Source organism: Rhizobium arsenicireducens (assembly GCF_964021225.1).
Map to the genome: position 1 here is coordinate 1 of NZ_CAXHYK020000003.1, position 16,927 is coordinate 16,927.

Consider the following 16,927-nt stretch of genomic DNA (forward strand, 5'->3'; position numbering starts at 1 on the left):
GTCAACAACCGTCACCTCGTGGCCGGCTCGAGCGAGTTGGTAGGCGGATGTGACACCGACGATGCCGGCGCCGAGGACGATGACTTTCATGATAACCTCGAAAGAAGAAACAATTCAGCAGTAAATTCGTTGGTAGCGGTTTCCGAGGCCGGTCAGGATCTCGTAGGAAATGGTACCGGCGTCGCGGGCCACATCCTCTAACGTCTGGTTGGGGCCGAGCAACTCGACACGGCTTCCGAGAGTTAGGCGCCGCTCTGGCAACGCCGAAATGTCGATGGTGATGCTGTCCATCGAGACGCGTCCCAAAATAGGTAGACGAACCCCATCGCAATAGAATGCACCGCGGTCCGATAGGCTACGAGGCAGGCCGTCCGCATAGCCGGCAGCGATAGTGGCAAGACGGGTTTCGCACGTCGCGATATGGGTACCGCTGTAACCAACGGGGGTACCGGCCTGTACCGTCCGCGTCTGCACCACCGATATGTCGAGGCTGACGACCTGCTCCATCGGGTTCGCTCGGCCAGAAACAGGAGCGCCGCCGTAAAGCGCGATACCCGGGCGGGCGAGCACCCCGTGATAGGGGCGCCCAAGAAAAATCCCTCCGGAATTGGCGAAGCACATATCGAAGTGCGGGAAGGCAGCGATGACGGCCTGCATATCGGCAAGCTGGCTGGCGTTTTGCGCGCTTTCGGCGTCATCTGCGCTTGCGAGATGGCTCATCACGAAAAGCACGACGATCCTGGCTTCGGTTTTCACCATTTCCGCAAGTGCATCGCGCTCCTCCGGCGGCACGCCGAGCCGCGACATGCCAGTGTCGAACTGGAGGACAGCGGGAAGCGAACGTCCGGCAATCCTCGCCGCATCGGCCCACCGCCTCCACTGCTCGAGGGAGTTGATAACGGGTACAATGCCGTGGCGCGCGCAGGTGCTTTCGTTGCCAGGGAGGAGACCGTTCAGCACAAATATGCTTGCATCGTCTGCCAGAAGCGGGCGTAACTGCAGCGCCTCACTGAACTGTGCGACGAAGAAGTGACGGCACCCCTCCGCATAGAGTCGCGTCCCGACCCGATCCGCGCCCAGCCCATAGGCATCGGCCTTGACAACGGCCGCCGCCCGCGCCGGAGCAATGTCGGCCGCCAGCCGCGCATAATTACGAGCAAGCGCCGCCAGATTGATGGTGAGGTAGCCGGGCGAGGCGCCAGCCTCGAGGCTGATATATCGTGATGTGACGCCGTCCATTACCGTTCCCCGAGTCCTTTTCGTAGAACCCTAATGAAACGATCATGAAATTTCTCGTTCTTGAGTGGTTGATTATTGCCCATCTGAATGATTGTTGGAAGAATGAAACGAATTTTGGAATAATCTGCCATGTCCGCTCTTGATGCCATTGATCGCAATATTCTGCGGCTTCTCCGGCTCGATGCGCGCATGAGCAATGCTGCTCTTGCATCCGAGGTGGGACTGTCGCCTTCCGCCTGCTTGCGGCGGATCCGCTTGATGGAAAAGAGCGGCGTCATCCGAGGCTATACTGCGCTTGTCGATGCCGGAAACGCTGAGGCGGCGATCGCGGTCATCATCAATATCACGCTGGAGCGCCAGACGGAGGACCATCTGGATCGTTTCGAGGCAGCGGTAAGACGCCACCCGGAAATCCGAGAATGCTTCCTAATGACAGGCGGTTCGGATTATCTCCTTCGCGTAGAGGTAGCCAATGCCGGCGACTTCGAGCGCATCCACAAGGAAATTCTGTCTGCGCTTCCCGGCGTTCAGCGCATCCATTCCAGCTTCTCGATCCGTAATGTGCTGGCAACGCGCGCGAAGGCACAACGGTAAGGAACCATAGCTCGAGAATGGCCGAGAATCGCATTCGGAATACTTGATGACTTGAAACGTGGGCGGTCGTGGGCCGGAGCATCATTGGGTGTAGACGGAGAGGGCGTGCCGGAGGAGAGCGTTGAGGTGAGCGAAGCTCCGGTTGGGTGTGGGAGGCGGGGGATCGCGACATTTATGGCCTGGGTGATGCGCTTGCCGCGATTGATGCAGTGCTTGCGCGCTCCGAGGCCGCGATCGAAGGGGCGAAGAAGTCGGGTCGTGCCAAAAACGTTCCGGACAAGGATCCCTTCCTCTACGATCTCGACTGGGATGAGGACGAGCGGCTGGCGGAGTGGCAGGCCGTGCTGGCGCGGGCCCAGGACCTGCCGCCGGTCCTGCAGGCCATCGTGGCGCTCGATGCCTGGAACGAGATCGCCGTGCTCCAGCATGCGCCCTGGCTCGGTCGGCTGTTGGCTGCCTCGATCATGCGCGAGGGCGGCGTTACCAGTGGCATCCACCTCGTCGCTATCAATCTCGGGCTAAAAGCGATCCCCATCGATCGGCGCCGGCGTCGTGATCGGGAGACGCGGTTGCTGGCGATATCAAGGGCGCTGATCATTGCCGCCGAGACGGGGCTCAAGGAGCATGACCGGTTGGTGCTGGCGCGGCATATGATGATGCGCAAGCTGGAGGGGCGGCGGACGTCATCCAGGCTACCGAAGCTGGTCGAGCTTCCGCCGATCTCCGCCGGCATAGTGGCAACGACGCTTGAGGTCACGCCTCAAGGCGCGCGGCGCATCGTGCAGGAGCTCGGTCTTCGCGAGATGACGGGGAGGGGGAGGTTTCGGGCATGGGGGATTTCCTAGCCGAAAAGATACTTTTGCCGACTTCTGCGACGGTATTTCTCGTCGCTAGGCTTCGTACGCTCAAATTTTGCTTTGTACACCTCGGTGATGAGCGCTAACACGAAGGCCGGATGGGAAACAGGTCCTCGCGGTGATGCTGATGCTTCGCGTGCTGGCGACGGCATAGCCACCGGACCTTCAGAGGCTCATCATATTGATCGTGATGGGCATGGACGGCTTCTTTGCCGCAGACCTCACAAAGGGCATCGCGTTGGTTTCCCGCTGAACAACGCTTGATCAGGCAGCGGCCTTGGTGTGGGAGGGGATCGATATCGTCGCGACAGCCGCAACGACAGAGGCGATGCCCGTCAGAACGAATGTCGTGGACAGCAATCACGTAATCACCATGCCGGCCAATGCGGAGCTGTGAGAGAGAAACCGGCCAGATCCAGGCTGAAATCGACATGATGCGGCCGAGCTGTTGCGGATCGGTTCGACACTGGCGAAGCGTCAGAAGAGCAACATCGATCGGACCGGACACGACGCCGGCCAGTATAAGACCGATAGCCAGGCGGCCATACCCAGATTCAGCTGCCACGGGCCATGCCGCCAAGGCCGTAATGACCATTCCGATTGGCACAATGTGACGCTGGCGACCGGTCGTTCGCAAATGCCCGGCGACCCGCGCACCAACCCCGCCGGCTGTCATTTCGGCTGGCCTTCGGGGCTGCTCTTTCCTTCCCTACGCGCCACGCTGGCGGAGCTAATCATGTGATTTTTCCTATCAATCTCATCGCAGATGATGACGTGCATGTTCACGATCCATGCAATCGATTGCCGCGAGATCAATCGTCCTCGCCGCACTATCAGCAATAGATACAGGCTGGTTTCGGAGGAGGGGAATGAAACGCTTCAGCATCAACAGTGTTCAGCCTGGAGATATTCTCTTCACGGCTCGACCGGGAAAGATAAGTAATCCCCGCGGGCTTACGCGTTTCGCCCATTGGCACCTAAAAGAAATCGGAAAATCATGAGGCTGGAATTCAAAGCTTTGTAACTGACCGGTTCCACACGGGAATTACCCGCTGGGTAAGGGTTCGATTCCGTTCAAGAGCAAGACAGCAGGGCCCACGCAGATGCGGGGATTGATTTGCATCTGCATGGGCGGTGTGGATCAGCTATTGATCCGAGTGGCGATGCAGCCTCCCGAACCCGATTGAGGATCTTCGCCGTAAGTGCAGCTTTGTCTACGGCAGGAACCGACCGTAGTGCCATAGTTGGTCAATTCCTAGGGATATCGGGCCAAGTATCGGAGAGCCGGTAGCCTGCAGGCCAGGGATCGTCCGGGTCGAGCATCACCTGGTGAGTGCCGGTAATCCACGCACGGCCGGAGATTTCTGGCACGATTGCGGCGCGCCCACCGACAGTCGTTTGCCTCACGATGCGACAATCGAAGCGTGAGCCGATAATAGAATAGCCGCAGAAGAGCTGATCGACCTTGATCTGGCCACGAGCGTGAAGCAATGCCATGCGGGCCGAGCAGCCGGTTCCGGTCGGCGAGCGGTCAAGCTTGGCGGGTTGTATCACAACAGTATTTCGACCATGTAAAACACCATCGCGCTCTTCGATCGGCAGCGTCAGTTGGCAAAAAGAGATATGGTTCCACTCCGGATTATCCGGGTGCGTGAAGCCGAGCTGCTCATTTGCAGCGTTTGTAATTCTGATGCCAGTCTCGGCAAGTTCGCGTGCTTCGTCGGGTGTGATTTTGAAACCAAGCGCTTGAGCATCAGCAAAAACGAAACTGTCTCCCCCATATGCGGTGTCGACCGTGAGTGTGCCAAGGCCTGCGACTTCAATCTTCGCGTTGAGCTTGTCGACGAAGGAGGGCACATTGGTGACCGTGATGCGTTCAGCCTTTCCATCGCGACACGACGCGACAACGTTGACCAATCCGCCAGGGGCCTCGAGCACCATCCGCGTTTCCGGCTCCACCATCGGCACGATACCGCTATCGAGCAACACTGTGGAGACACAAATAGAGTTGGACCCGGACATGGGAGGCGTATCCTCGGGCTCCATGATAATAAAGCCCATCGTGGCCCGCGGATCCTTGGGGGGGACCAGCAAATTGATGTGACGAAAAACTCCACCTCGGGGCTCATTCAATACAAAGTCGCGCAGCGTCTTATCCTCGGCAATGAACCTACGCTGCTCCCATAGCGTCTGGCCAGGTGGTGGTGCGACGCCACCAACGATCACATCGCCCACTTCGCCTTCTGCGTGGCAGGACACGATATGTATTACTCTGCTACTGCGCATTATCTCTCCCCACCGGATGCCGTTCCGTATCGAATGCAGAGGGCATACGATTTCGTCAAAATCCACCCGCTGCGCTTGACGCAACGGCAACGTCAATGCCCTTTTAAAACGATTGATTGGGCAGTTATGAGTTTGTATTTTATCTGTCGACAAGAGGGTTATCAATGGTCGATTCTGCTTCTCTCCCACTAGCCGCGCGTAAGCGCGGTTCTGGCGTCAAGATGGTCTACGATATCTTGCGCGACGAAATTCTCGATTTGAAGCTTCCGCCTGGGAGCCCGATTGACGAGGTCCAACTGGCGGAGCGTTTCCACATGTCGCGCACGCCGATCCGAGAGGCGCTTGTCCGGCTTGCGGGTGATGGGCTTATCGAGACCCTACCAAATCGGTCGACGATGGTGTTGAATTTTGATTTTATCAATCTTGGGCCATTCTTCGAAGCGCTCGTGCTAATGTATCGTGTCACGACCCGTCTTGCAGCACAGAACCACCGGCCGAGCGATCTAGCCGTTATCCGAATTCATCACGAGGAATATGCGGCGGCGGTGAACGCCCGCGACGCGATGCTGATGATTGCAACAAATGCGGCCTTCCACGCCGCGATTTCCGAAGCGGGCCGTAACCCCTACTTTACAGGCCTGTTCCGCAAACTGCTCGACGAGGGCAGGCGGATCCTGCGACTGTATTATCAGTCCTATGACGAACAGTTCCCTCAACGCTTCGTGGAGGAACATGCAGAACTCATTGCTGCGATTGTTGCCCGCGACGTCGATCGCGCCGATCATCTTGGGAAGGCTCACGCTGAGCAGATCGTTGCACAAGTGCAGAAATTGTTCAGTCGCAGCGGAGGACTCGACCTCGAGTTCTGATCGTTGTATTTTTTTTGTCGACAAACTAAATGCAAGTTGGTACTGCAGGGGAAACCGTTAGGGAGGTTATTCCTTCTTCTGACGGCCGGTTATATCTTCAAATGGAGACTGACGTGAAAGCCACCATATTTTCCGGCGTAATCCCCGCCTTGATGACCCCTTGCAAGAGTGATCGCACGCCAGATTTCGATTCTTTGGTCCGCAAGGGCAAAGAACTGATCGACAATGGGATGTCTGCGGTCGTCTACTGCGGGTCGATGGGTGACTGGCCGCTATTGACCGATGAGCAGCGTATGGAAGGCGTGGAACGCCTTGTGAAGGCCGGAGTGCCGGTCATTGTGGGTACCGGAGCCGTCAATACGGCATCTGCCGTCGCACACGCTGCTCACGCGCAAAAAATTGGGGCACAGGGTCTGATGGTTATACCGCGTGTCTTGTCTCGAGGGTCAGTCGTGGCCGCGCAAAGAAACCACTTTAAGGCCATTCTTTCCGCAGCGCCGGATTTGCCGGCAGTGATTTACAACAGCCCCTACTATGGTTTTGCTACACGCGCCGATCTCTTCTTCGCTTTGCGTGCGGAACATCCGAATCTAGTCGGCTTCAAGGAGTTCGGCGGCGCGGAGGACATGCGTTATGCGGCGGAAAACATTACAAGTCGCGACGATGATGTCTCGCTGATGATCGGCGTGGATACATGCGTGTTCCATGGCTTCGTCAACTGTGGGGCGACCGGTGCCATTACCGGTATTGGCTGTGTACTGCCTAAGGAAGTGCTGCACATGTGCAACCTTGCCCAGGCCGCGGCGAAGGGCGATCCGGATGCCCGCCAGCGCGCCCTTGAACTTGAATCGGCGCTTGGGGTGCTCTCTTCCTTCGACGAGGGGCCTGATCTTGTTCTCTACTTCAAGCACATGATGGTGCTCAAGGGTGACAGGGAATACACGCTGCACTTCAATGAGACGGACGAGCTCTCCGAAAGCCAGCGTGGTTATGTCGAAGCTCAACTGAAGCTCTTTGATACTTGGTATGCAGAGTGGAGCAAGCTTCCGGGCGCCGTCCAGACATGCAAGGCCTAGATCACCGGTCCTCCCAGGAAAAGGCCCTCCGCAAGGAGGGCCTCAGACCGCTGACAAACCCGCCTATTTTTGCTTGGCGGGTTTTCTGGTTTTTGAGGTTCATGCTCAGGTGGTGTTTCGGCCGTAGATTTTGGTGAACTCAATGGGACCTGTGCCCTTATGCCCAGGCGGGGTTCGTGGCTTTGGTGACTGCCATTGCGATCTTCTTGATGTTCTGGGCGCTCGCCGCCAGCAGGCATTGCCATTGGACTTTGATGAGGCCGCGGAAGCGGGCATAGCGATGCCCGTGGAGCTGTTTGGCATCGGCAAAGGAGCGCTCGACCGTCTCCTTTCGCCGCTTGTAGATCGCCTTGCCTCTGGCCGTCTTGCGGTTGGCATCGGTTCGCTCGCGGGCATCGGCCCAGACATGGCGGGTGATGGTCCGCTCCGCCTTGGCGTTTGCGGTGCAGGAGGCAAGAAGCGGGCAGTCGCGGCAAAGGGACGGGTCCGAGCGGTAGTGCTTGTAGCCGTTCCGGTCGGTGGTGGCATAGGTGAGCAGCTGACCCTGCGGGCAACGATAGCCGTCGGTCTCGGGCTCAAAGACGAACTGCGACTTGCGCATCATCCCGTCCTTTGGCGGGGGTCGGGTTGCGATAGCCGGTCACCCCGAGGATTTGTCTCTCCTCCAGCCCCTTAGCGATGCCCGAAGTGGCGTAGCCCGCATCCAGGCCGACTGCGCCAACATGGAAGTCGAAGCGCTGGCGCTGCCGGTCGAGCCGTTCCCGATAGACGATACTGTCATGCACATTGGCCGGCGTGACATGCGTGTCGGTGATGATCGCATGGCGGCCATCGACCGTGCGATGATCGAGATAAAAGAAGCCCTTGGGCTTGCCGTCGCGCACCATGTAGCCCGCATCCCGATCGGTGCGGCTGATCTTGGTTTCCTTCACCTCAGGCTCGCGCTCCTTTTGCCTAAGCGACTTCTGGCCGTGCGCCGCCCGCTCGGCCTCGATCGCCCGGTCAAGATCGGCCCAGTAGTCGGCGCGTGACTTCGCAAGCATCTCAAGATCATACTTGCCCTTGTTGGCATTGGCCTTCAGATGGGTCGAATCCGTATAGAGCACCGTGCCATCGACCAGGCCGTGGCGGATCGCCTGTTCCACGATCGCATCGAAGATTGTAGTGGCCCCCTAAATCCCCGGACACGATCTCCCACTTGCTAAGTGTTAGGAGTAATGTGCCCATTATGACCAGTCACATCCCCAAGATTGAAGTGCTGTCCGGCCGTGAGCGTCGCCGTCGCTGGTCGACAGCGGAGAAGCTGGCGATAGTCCAGGAGACCTACGAGCCTGATGTCACGGTCAGCATCGTGGCGCGACGGCACGGCATTCAACCGAACCAGCTATTCGCCTGGCGCAAACTTGCGGCGCAGGGTGCGCTGACGGCCACGGCATCGCAGGAAGAGGTCGTTCCTGCATCCGAATACAGAGCGCTTCAGAACCAGGTTAAAGAGCTGCAGCGCCTCCTCGGCAAGAAGACGATGGAAGGCGAAATCCTCAAGGAAGCGCTTGAGATCGCATCAGGGTCAAAAAAACACCTGTTGCGCTCGCTCTCGTTGCCGAAGGACGGTTCCCGATGACGACGGTGTGTAAGACCTTGGGTGTCGCCCGATCCAACATCGCGGAATCTGTGAAGCGACGTCCCTCCAAAGCCAGAGGGCGTCCGCCGCTTGCTGATCGGGAGCTGGTGGATGAGATCAAGACCATCATCGACGATATGCCCACCTACGGATATCGCCGGGTGCACGCGATCCTTTGCCGTAAAGCCCGAAGCGAAAGCCGACCGTGGCCAAATGCCAAACGCGTCTACCGGGTGATGAAGGTTCACGGCATGCTTCTTCAGCGCCACACCGGTGCTCTCGACACCCATCGCCACGATGGCCGTGTTGCCGTCGAGCAATCCAATCTGCGCTGGTGTTCAGACGGCTTCGAGATCGGCTGCGACAACAAGGAGAAGGTCCGCGTTGCGTTCGCGCTCGATTGCTGTGATCGCGAAGCCATTGCCCATGTCGCGACAACAGAGGGCATCAAGAGTGAGGACGTCCAAGACCTGGTCATTACGGCTGTGGAGAATCGCTTCGGTCTCATCAACACTCTTCCAAAGCCAATCGAATGGCTGACTGACAACGGCTCCTGCTTCATCGCAAAGGACACCAGGTCACTGCTTGTCGATATCGGCATGGAGCCTTGCTCCACGCCCATTCGCAGCCCCCAATCCAATGGGATGGCAGAGGCTTTCGTCAAAACATTCAAGCGCGACTACGTCTCAGTGAACCCTCGACCAGACGCCGCAACCGTCATCGCGCAACTGCCCTCATGGTTCGAACACTACAATACCCTTCACCCGCACAAGGCATTGGGGTATCGCTCGCCTCGTGAGTTCTTAAACCGTCAAACAGAAACCTGATCCTGTCCGGTTTTTAAGGGGCAACTCCAAAGATGTCCTGCGCCACATCAGTGCCGTTGAAGCGGCGGCGGCGGTTCTGACTGAGCGTCGAGGCATCAAAGACGGGATCAGTCAGCTTCATCCGCAGGAACCACCGATAGGCGACATTCATCTCGATCTCGCGCACCAACTGTCGCTCCGAACGCACCCCGAACAGGTAACCAAGGAACAGCGCTTTGAACATCAAGGTCGGGTCGAGCGGCGGGCGGCCGTTGCCGGCGCAATAAAGACCGGCAACCCGATCATGGATGAAGGAAAAATCAATCACCGCATCGATTTTGCGAAGCAGGTGATCCTTCGGCACAAGGCTGTCGAGCGTCACCATCTCGAGAGCCGTCTGTTCGGGAGCAGGTTTCTTCAACATGTCCCAGTGAATCATAAACCCCCGGCTGTAGCCAGGGGTTTGTCAGCAGTCTGAAGGCCCTCCGCAAGGAGGGCCTTTTTGCTTCGTCCTGAGCTTGAACCGTACAGGCGGTAATGTTCAGGGCACGCTATCGGATCACGCGATCGCGTCCAGCCCCTTCTCCAGAAGCCGGTCAAGCTGCTCCATTTCGGCAGCCGTCAGCGCAATCCCTTCCGCCTCGGATTTCGCACGGGCCTCAAAGCGGCGCTGCGACGGTAGGCGGGCGCCCTGGCCGACAATGCTCTCGAACAAGTTTTCGGCACGCGCAAAGGGGTTACCGGGACGCCCGGCGGCAAAGGCCTCAGGCGAGAGGGCGATGATCAGTTCCCCATGCATGGGCGCAAGCGTCGTGGTCCCGAGATAGTCCAGGACTTCAGGGCTCGTCAGGTCGCCGATCATGATGCCGGCCAGAAGCTCGATCATGGTGCCGATCGCCGAGCCCTTGTGGCCACCGAAGGGAAGCATGGCGCCGGCCAGGGCCGCTTCCGGATCGGTCGTCGGCTGTCCTTCGGCATCGATCGCCCAGCCTTCCGGCAGCGGCTTGCCGGCGCGTCGATGCAGTTCGAGCTCCCCGTGCGGCCACGGAGGTGGCGAAGTCGAAGACATAGGGTGAGTGATCCGGACGCGGCCAGCCGAAAGCGAAGGGGTTCGTCCCGAGCAAGGGCTTGCTGCCGCCAGTCGGCGCAACGGTCGCATAGCTGGGGCACATGGCGAGCGCGGCAAGGCCTTGGCCAGTCACCGCTTCCACTTCCGGCCATAGGGCGGAAAAGTGGCTGCAATCGTTGATGACCAGCGCCGCGAGACCGAGGGCACGCGCGCGTTCGGCAAGTGCGAGAAGACCGAGTTCGAAGGCGGGGTTGGCAAATCCCCCCTTGGCGTCGACTCTGACAATGGCCGAACCTTGGTTCAGGTCGAGTTCCGGCACTGCAGCCGGCTTGACCTTGCCCGCCTTCACGGTCCGCAGGGCCCCCTCGATACGATAGATCCCATGCGACTTGCAGGCGTCACGCTCGCCTGCGACGATGACGCGTGCAAGCGCCCCCGCCTGCTGCGCATTGAGGCCGGCCTTCCGGAAGATGGCATCGACCCGCCGGTGGAGATCCGCAATCGTGATGGTGGATGTCTGGGGCATATTCGTTTCTCCGAGGCTGGCCAACAAAAAAAGTGTTTGAGATTCGATCTTGCATACATATAGTATACAGCACGCGACAGGCGCAATCCATGCAGCGTCTACTGATCAGCAAATTCCTCCTTGGAAGAAAGGTGCCTCAAATGGCTTTTACCCCCAGTGGTAAACATATCGTCGCCGGCGAGTGGCTGGAGGGCGATGGAACCTTCGCCTCGTCACCTGCACATGGACCGGCACATGATTTTGCAGTCGGAAACCTGGCTCTTGTGAACAGGGCGGCCGAAGCGGCAGAGGAAGCATATGTGAGCTACGGCTACTCCTCCCGCGCGGATCGGGCTGCTTTCTTATGCGCCATCGCAGATGAGATCGAGGCTCGAGCCGACGAGATTACCGACATCGGCACGCAGGAAACCGGCTTGCCGGCCGCGCGCCTTCAAGGGGAGCGGGGTCGCACGACCGGCCAATTGCGCCTGTTTGCCGACCACATCGAAAAGGGTGACTATCTCGATCGCCGTGTAGATGCAGCGCTACCGGACCGCCAGCCGGCTCCGCGCCCGGAGATCCGCCTGATCCAGCGGCCGATTGGTCCAGTCGCCGTCTTCGGCGCCTCCAACTTTCCGCTCGCCTTCTCGACTGCCGGCGGCGACACCGCTGCAGCACTTGCTGCCGGCTGCCCGGTGGTGGTGAAGGGACACTCCGCCCATCCGGGTACAGGCGAGATCGTCGCTCATGCTATCGAAGCAGCGATCAAGAAAACCGGAACGCATCCGGGGGTCTTCTCGCTGATCCAGGGGGGCAGCCGTCAGGTTGGAGAAGCTCTCGTACAGCACCCGCTGATAAAGGCGGTTGGCTTCACCGGTTCGCTCACCGGCGGCCGGGCACTCTTCAACCTGTGCGCAGGCCGTCCAGAGCCGATCCCCTTCTTTGGTGAACTTGGTTCAGTCAACCCGATGTTCCTGCTGCCGGAGGCAATGAAGGCCCGTGCTGAAGCGCTAGGCGAGGGCTGGGCGGCGTCGCTGACCATGGGAGCTGGCCAGTTCTGCACCAATCCCGGCATCGCCATCGTCGCGGATGGAGCAGACGCCGATCGCTTCACCACCTCTACAGTGGAGGCGCTGCGAAAGGTGGGGCCGCAAACCATGCTCACAGACGGTATTGCGAATGCGTACCGGGAGGGGATGAAGCGCTTCAGCGGCCGCAACACTGTGAAGCCCTTATACGTCACTGAATCGAGCGGACGGAACGCCCTTCCGAACCTGTTCGAATTAACGGGCGATCAATTTCTGGCCGATCACGCGCTCTCAGAAGAAGTCTTCGGACCGCTCGGTCTCGTTGTGCGAGTGCAGTCGGTAGAGGAGATGGAGTTGATCGGCCGTCGGCTCGATGGGCAGTTGACTGTGACGATGCACATAGATGCCGGTGATCTCGAAGCCGCCATGCGCCTTCGTCCTATTTTGGAGCGCAAGGCGGGTCGCGTCTTGGTCAATGGCTTTCCCACGGGCGTCGAAGTTGTTGACGCCATGGTTCACGGCGGGCCGTATCCCGCATCGACAAACTTTGGCGCGACGAGCGTCGGCACAATGTCGATTCGTCGTTTCCTGCGGCCTGTATCTTATCAGAACATGCCGCCCGAATTGCTGCCTGAAGACATGAGGGACTAGATCGGGGGGAGGCGGACTGGCGCCTGCCTCCATCAAACTTTTTCAGAGAGGCTATATACTATCTGTATTTTTTTTGTATATTGATCTCAGGTCTTCGCCGTTCGGTGTGGGACGGACCTTCGCGGGCGAGGATTGCTTAGATTGGGAGAGAGCAATGAAAAAGGTTTCGGTACTGGCTTTTGGCCTTGTGGCTGCCACCGCGCTCGGTGGCGCCGCTTACGCGGACAAGCTTGATGATATTATCGGTTCCGGCACCCTGCGTTGCGCAGTGGTCCTCGACTTCCCGCCGATGGGGTCGCGTGATGAAAGCAACAATCCGGTCGGCTTCGACGTAGACTATTGCAACGATCTGGCGAAGGCTCTCGGGGTGACGGCCGAAATCGTCGAGACACCATTCCCGGAGCGCATTCCAGCCCTTATGTCTGGTCGGGTAGATGTAGGCGTAGCCTCGACCTCCGATACGCTTGAGCGAGCGAAAACAGTGGGAATGACTATCCCCTACTTCGCTTTCGAAATGGCCGTCACGGCTAACGACAAGTCTGGTGTGAAGTCCTTCGAAGATATGAAGGGCAAGGTCGTCGGCGCCACGGCCGGCACCTATGAGGCAATTGCTCTCGAAGAGCAGGTCAAGGCCTGGGGGGAGGGCGAGTTTCGTCCATATCAGACCCAGGCAGACGTCTTTCTCGCTTTGAGCCAAGGTCAGATTGACGCGACGGTTTCCACGTCTACCGTCGCTCAGGCGAACGTCAAGTCAGGAAATTTCACTGGGCTTGCAGTGGTCGGTAAGGCGCCGTTTGACACGGACTATGTCGCGCTCTTCACCAACCGGGAAGAATACGGCCTGATCAACTACCTCAACCTATTCATCAACCAGCAAGTCCGGACCGGGCGCTATGCTGAACTTTACGAGAAGTGGGTGGGTGGCGAGGCGCCTGATCTCACCGTCGGCGGCGTTTATCGCTGATTGACCCGTCTCCAAGGTGGCGTCGACAGCAGCCGGCGCCACTGCTCCCTTTAGTGAAGTGAGGCGGGAATGTTCAACTATACCTTTCAATGGAACCAGGCACTTAAGGCGCTGCCGCAGATGCTCGACGGTGCGCTTGTCACTGTTCAGGTTGCCATCCTGTCGATGGTCATCGGGCTGGCTTGCGCAATTGCGCTCACTGTCTTTCGTTTAACTGGCAATAGGGTCCTGTCCGGGTTAGCAGCAACTTGGATCGAGGTCGCACGCAACACTCCGGCACTGTTCCAGATCTATATGGCCCACTTCGGTCTGGGTAATTTTGGTATCCACCTCAGTCCCTATACAGCGTTGCTTGCAGGAATAGCTTTCAACAATGCGGGCTATCTCGCCGAAAACTTCCGTGGTGCGTTGAAGGCAATCCCGGAGACGCAGACGCGCGCAGCTCGCTCGCTCGGGATGACCTCGCTGCAGGCTTTCCGCTTCATAGTGGTGCCTCAGATGCTGCGCATCGCTTATCTGCCGGCGACGAACCAGATGGTTTGGGCAATCCTCATGACGTCGCTCGGCGTTACCGTCGGGATGAACACCGACCTTGCCGGTGTGACCCAGGAGCTGAATGCTCGCTCATTCCGTACGTTCGAATTCTTCGCGATCGCTGCGGTGATCTATTACGTCATCGCCAAGGCTGTGACCTTGGCCGCCAGAGCTTTGGCCTGGCGCATGTTCCGCTACTAGGAGGGCAGGATATGTTCGACACCGCCCTCACCTGGAACGACTTTGTCTTCCTCGGCCAAGGTGCCGCTATGACCCTAGCAGTAACCGCCGTTTCGGTCGCCGCGGGCACCATCATGGGAATTGTTTTCGGCGTGATCCGCTTTCAGGCCGGACCTGTCTGGTCGATGCCCTTGATGTTCTTCCTCGACGTTTTCAGGTCCGTTCCGCTTCTCATCCAGTTGGTGCTCGGCAATGCCTTGCAGTCTATAGCAAAGCTTGGTTGGCCCCCGTTTACCACATCTTGTGTGGTTCTCTCGCTCTATACTGCGGCCTATTGTACCGAGATCGTCAGAGGCGGCATTGAGTCAGTCCCGGTGACCACTCGCCGTGCAGCTCGCTCACTGGGCATGACCTGGGGGCAGGATATGCGCTACATCGTGGCGCCCTTGGCGACGCGCGTTTCGCTCCCCGCGTGGATTGGGCTGACGCTGGGCGTCATGAAGGATTCAGCCTTGGTCCTCTGGCTCGGCTTAATCGAACTGCTACGAGCATCGCAGATCCTGGTCACCCGCCTTCAGGAGCCGTTGTTTATCCTCCTGATCTGCGGTGCCATCTACTTCATCATCAGCTTCCCCATCGCCCGGTTCGGCGGTTATCTCGAAAGACGGTGGTCTCCCTATGATTGAGATTGAAAATGTCCATAAGTCCTTCGGCAGTCTGGAGGTTCTCAAGGGTATCAACCTGAACGTCAAGAACGGCGAGGTAGTCACGATCATAGGCGGGTCTGGCTCGGGGAAATCTACTTTGCTGACCTGTATCAACGGTCTGGAGCCAATCAACGCGGGACGGATCCGCATTGACGGCACCGAGGTCCACGCGAAGACAACCGACCTCAACAAACTGCGCCAGAAGGTCGGGATCGTTTTCCAGCAGTGGAACGCCTTCCCCCACCTCACGGTGCTGGAGAACGTGATGCTGGCGCCGCGCAAAGTCCTCGGCCTTCCCAAGGAGAAGTCCGAGGAGATTGCGGTGAAGCAACTCACCCATGTGGGTTTGCGGGACAAGCTGTCGGTCTATCCGAGCCGGATGTCGGGTGGCCAGCAGCAGCGCATGGCTATCGCTCGCGCGCTTGCCATGTCCCCGGAGTATATGCTGTTCGATGAGGTTACCTCGGCTCTTGACCCTATGCTGGTCGGAGAGGTTCTGGACACACTCAAGATGCTTGCAGAGGAAGGGATGACGATGATCTGCGTCACTCATGAAATGGCCTTTGCGCGCGACGTATCCGACCGTGTTGCTTTCTTCCACCAGGGCGTAATGGCGGAGATCGGTTCGCCCGATCAGATCTTTGGCTCCCCTCAGCGGCCGGAGACGCAGGAGTTTCTCGGGAGCGTCCGCTGATGACACAGCCGGACGTTGTCGTCATCGGTGCAGGCGTGATCGGCCTCTCCGCCGCGATCGCCGCGCAGGCGAGGGGGCTTTCGGTGACGGTGTTCGATCGGGAAGGGCCGGCGGCCGGCGCATCCGCCGGAAATGCCGGGGCCTTCGCCTTCACCGACATCCTGCCGCTTGCCTCGCCCGGTATCATGCGAAAGGCGCCGAAGTGGCTACTCGATCCGCTCGGCCCCCTTTCGGTTCGACCATCTTACGCTCTCAACATCGCGCCATGGATGTATCGCTTCTGGCGCGCCTGTTCTCCGGCTCGCGTTGCATCGTCCACGGATGCGCAGACCGCGTTGATGGATCTCTCCAAGGCAGAGCTCGAGCCGTTCTTGCAGCAGACGGGCACGCTGAACATGCTGCGCAAGGATGGCAACCTGCAGGTCTACGAAAGCCAGGCTGAGCTTGATGCGGCGTTACCGGGATGGGCGGCGCGCGAACGCCATGGCATTGAGTTCCGCCATCTCGATGCTGCAGGTATGGCAGAACTCCAGCCTGGGCTATCGCCCCGTTTTACCCACGGAACCTTTACCCCCGGCTGGTACTCCATCGCTGATCCAAAGCTCTATACGATAGCGCTCGCGGATCATTTTTGTGCCAAGGGCGGCAAGATCGGCCAGGCAGAGGTCACGGCAGTCCGGCCGGATGAGACGGGCGTCGAGATTGTCACCGCACAGGGTGAGCAATATCGTGCGGGGCAGGTGGTGGTGGCTGCGGGCGCTTTTTCGCACCGCATCGCGCGGACCCTTGGAGAAACGATCCCGCTGGAGACGGAGCGGGGCTACAACACGACCCTGCCGCTTACGGCCTTCGACCTCAGGACACAGGTCACTTTTGGCGGACATGGTTTCGTTGTGAGCCGTCTGTCGACCGGCATCCGCGTCGGCGGTGCGGTGGAGCTCGGGGGGCTGGACCTGCCGCCGAACTACAAGCGCTCGCAAGCAATGCTCGGCAAGGCGCAGGCGTTTCTGCCGGGCTTGAAGGCGGAGGAGGGTGTGCAGTGGATGGGCTTCCGCCCCTCATTGCCTGACAGTCTGCCGGCAATCGGACGAGCGCGCGGCCTGACTCGTGTCATCTACGCTTTCGGCCACGGACACCTTGGTCTCACCCAATCAACCGGGACCGCTCGGCTTGTCGCTGATCTGTTGACGGATGAGCGGCTCCCAATCGAAATATCACCCTTCTCGCCGCAACGCTTCTGACAGAGT

General features: G+C 59.1%; 14 protein-coding genes and 4 pseudogenes. 11 read left to right on the forward strand and 7 right to left on the reverse strand.

Annotated elements, in window-relative coordinates:
• Both ACWPVA_RS21165 and alr read right to left on the reverse strand, forming a co-directional pair.
• A partial coding sequence (locus tag ACWPVA_RS21165) for an FAD-dependent oxidoreductase (protein WP_454289736.1) occupies positions 1-90 on the reverse strand: 90 nt, incomplete at its 3' end.
• Between the two features lie 24 nt (positions 91-114).
• Positions 115-1,239 carry an alanine racemase gene (gene alr / locus ACWPVA_RS21170; RefSeq protein WP_454289678.1) on the reverse strand — a complete coding sequence of 375 codons (1,125 nt, stop codon included), beginning with the start codon at positions 1,237-1,239 and terminating at the stop codon, positions 115-117.
• A gap of 129 nt (positions 1,240-1,368) precedes the next feature.
• On the opposite strand from alr, the gene ACWPVA_RS21175 reads away from it, so the two are divergent.
• On the forward strand, positions 1,369-1,833 hold the full coding sequence (locus ACWPVA_RS21175; RefSeq protein ID WP_454289679.1) for an Lrp/AsnC family transcriptional regulator: 465 nt from the start codon (positions 1,369-1,371) through the stop codon (positions 1,831-1,833).
• Between the two features lie 194 nt (positions 1,834-2,027).
• Positions 2,028-2,678: pseudogene (locus tag ACWPVA_RS21180) on the forward strand (RHE_PE00001 family protein); the annotation flags it as partial.
• Positions 2,679-2,772: 94 nt separating this feature from the next.
• Here ACWPVA_RS21180 and ACWPVA_RS21185 read toward each other — a convergent pair.
• Together ACWPVA_RS21185 and ACWPVA_RS21190 are read right to left on the reverse strand one after the other, a co-directional pair.
• A complete protein-coding gene (locus ACWPVA_RS21185) occupies positions 2,773-2,988 on the reverse strand; it encodes a hypothetical protein (RefSeq protein ID WP_454289737.1) in 216 nt (71 codons plus the stop codon).
• A gap of 950 nt (positions 2,989-3,938) precedes the next feature.
• Complete coding sequence (locus ACWPVA_RS21190; RefSeq protein WP_454289680.1) at positions 3,939-4,976, reverse strand: trans-3-hydroxy-L-proline dehydratase; 1,038 nt, start codon at positions 4,974-4,976, stop codon at positions 3,939-3,941.
• A gap of 164 nt (positions 4,977-5,140) precedes the next feature.
• Here ACWPVA_RS21190 and ACWPVA_RS21195 point away from each other — a divergent pair, with 164 nt between their 5' ends.
• Both ACWPVA_RS21195 and ACWPVA_RS21200 read left to right on the forward strand, forming a co-directional pair.
• Complete coding sequence (locus ACWPVA_RS21195) at positions 5,141-5,845, forward strand: GntR family transcriptional regulator (RefSeq protein ID WP_454289681.1); 705 nt, start codon at positions 5,141-5,143, stop codon at positions 5,843-5,845.
• Between the two features lie 113 nt (positions 5,846-5,958).
• Entirely contained in the window at positions 5,959-6,921 is a 963-nt protein-coding gene (locus tag ACWPVA_RS21200) for a dihydrodipicolinate synthase family protein (RefSeq protein WP_454289682.1), read from the forward strand.
• 157 nt (positions 6,922-7,078) lie between these two features.
• Here ACWPVA_RS21200 and ACWPVA_RS21205 read toward each other — a convergent pair.
• Positions 7,079-8,090, reverse strand: a pseudogene (locus tag ACWPVA_RS21205) (IS1182 family transposase); the annotation flags it as partial.
• Between the two features lie 59 nt (positions 8,091-8,149).
• Here ACWPVA_RS21205 and ACWPVA_RS21210 point away from each other — a divergent pair.
• Positions 8,150-9,369 (forward strand): IS3 family transposase gene (locus ACWPVA_RS21210; protein ID WP_454289683.1). Its coding sequence is split into 2 segments (ribosomal slippage): positions 8,150-8,489 and positions 8,489-9,369, totalling 1,221 coding nucleotides; the frame shifts between segments, so codons are not numbered across the junction.
• A 28-nt stretch (positions 9,370-9,397) separates the two neighbouring features.
• Here the strand turns inward: ACWPVA_RS21210 and ACWPVA_RS21215 are convergent.
• Positions 9,398-9,772: pseudogene (locus ACWPVA_RS21215) on the reverse strand (transposase); the annotation flags it as partial.
• Between the two features lie 234 nt (positions 9,773-10,006).
• Positions 10,007-10,943: pseudogene (locus ACWPVA_RS21220) on the reverse strand (Ldh family oxidoreductase); the annotation flags it as partial.
• 140 nt (positions 10,944-11,083) lie between these two features.
• On the opposite strand from ACWPVA_RS21220, the gene ACWPVA_RS21225 reads away from it, so the two are divergent.
• From ACWPVA_RS21225 to ACWPVA_RS21250, 6 genes are all read left to right on the forward strand, one after another.
• On the forward strand, positions 11,084-12,601 hold the full coding sequence (locus tag ACWPVA_RS21225) for an aldehyde dehydrogenase (NADP(+)) (RefSeq protein WP_454289738.1): 1,518 nt from the start codon (positions 11,084-11,086) through the stop codon (positions 12,599-12,601).
• Between the two features lie 154 nt (positions 12,602-12,755).
• Positions 12,756-13,565, forward strand: coding sequence for an ABC transporter substrate-binding protein (locus tag ACWPVA_RS21230; RefSeq protein ID WP_454289684.1), 810 nt, complete (start codon positions 12,756-12,758; stop codon positions 13,563-13,565).
• A gap of 69 nt (positions 13,566-13,634) precedes the next feature.
• A complete protein-coding gene (locus ACWPVA_RS21235) occupies positions 13,635-14,300 on the forward strand; it encodes an amino acid ABC transporter permease (protein WP_454289685.1) in 666 nt (221 codons plus the stop codon).
• Positions 14,301-14,311: 11 nt separating this feature from the next.
• On the forward strand, positions 14,312-14,965 hold the full coding sequence (locus tag ACWPVA_RS21240; RefSeq protein ID WP_454289686.1) for an amino acid ABC transporter permease: 654 nt from the start codon (positions 14,312-14,314) through the stop codon (positions 14,963-14,965).
• Positions 14,958-15,680 carry an amino acid ABC transporter ATP-binding protein gene (locus ACWPVA_RS21245; protein ID WP_454289687.1) on the forward strand — a complete coding sequence of 241 codons (723 nt, stop codon included), beginning with the start codon at positions 14,958-14,960 and terminating at the stop codon, positions 15,678-15,680. Before ACWPVA_RS21240 ends, ACWPVA_RS21245 begins: the two co-directional genes overlap by 8 nt.
• On the forward strand, positions 15,680-16,921 hold the full coding sequence (locus ACWPVA_RS21250) for an NAD(P)/FAD-dependent oxidoreductase (RefSeq protein WP_454289688.1): 1,242 nt from the start codon (positions 15,680-15,682) through the stop codon (positions 16,919-16,921). Before ACWPVA_RS21245 ends, ACWPVA_RS21250 begins: the two co-directional genes overlap by 1 nt.
• Positions 16,922-16,927 lie beyond the last annotated feature (6 nt).

Bases quoted from the DNA above. Each gene is read 5' to 3' on its own strand.
- alr (WP_454289678.1), bottom strand. From the start codon at position 1,239: ATGGACGGCGTCACATCACGATATATCAGCCTCGAGGCTGGCGCCTCG.
- ACWPVA_RS21175 (WP_454289679.1), top strand. From the start codon at position 1,369: ATGTCCGCTCTTGATGCCATTGATCGCAATATTCTGCGGCTTCTCCGG.
- ACWPVA_RS21190 (WP_454289680.1), bottom strand. From the start codon at position 4,976: ATGCGCAGTAGCAGAGTAATACATATCGTGTCCTGCCACGCAGAAGGC.
- ACWPVA_RS21195 (WP_454289681.1), top strand. From the start codon at position 5,141: ATGGTCGATTCTGCTTCTCTCCCACTAGCCGCGCGTAAGCGCGGTTCT.
- ACWPVA_RS21225 (WP_454289738.1), top strand. From the start codon at position 11,084: ATGGCTTTTACCCCCAGTGGTAAACATATCGTCGCCGGCGAGTGGCTG.
- ACWPVA_RS21230 (WP_454289684.1), top strand. From the start codon at position 12,756: ATGAAAAAGGTTTCGGTACTGGCTTTTGGCCTTGTGGCTGCCACCGCG.
- ACWPVA_RS21235 (WP_454289685.1), top strand. From the start codon at position 13,635: ATGTTCAACTATACCTTTCAATGGAACCAGGCACTTAAGGCGCTGCCG.
- ACWPVA_RS21240 (WP_454289686.1), top strand. From the start codon at position 14,312: ATGTTCGACACCGCCCTCACCTGGAACGACTTTGTCTTCCTCGGCCAA.
- ACWPVA_RS21245 (WP_454289687.1), top strand. From the start codon at position 14,958: ATGATTGAGATTGAAAATGTCCATAAGTCCTTCGGCAGTCTGGAGGTT.
- ACWPVA_RS21250 (WP_454289688.1), top strand. From the start codon at position 15,680: ATGACACAGCCGGACGTTGTCGTCATCGGTGCAGGCGTGATCGGCCTC.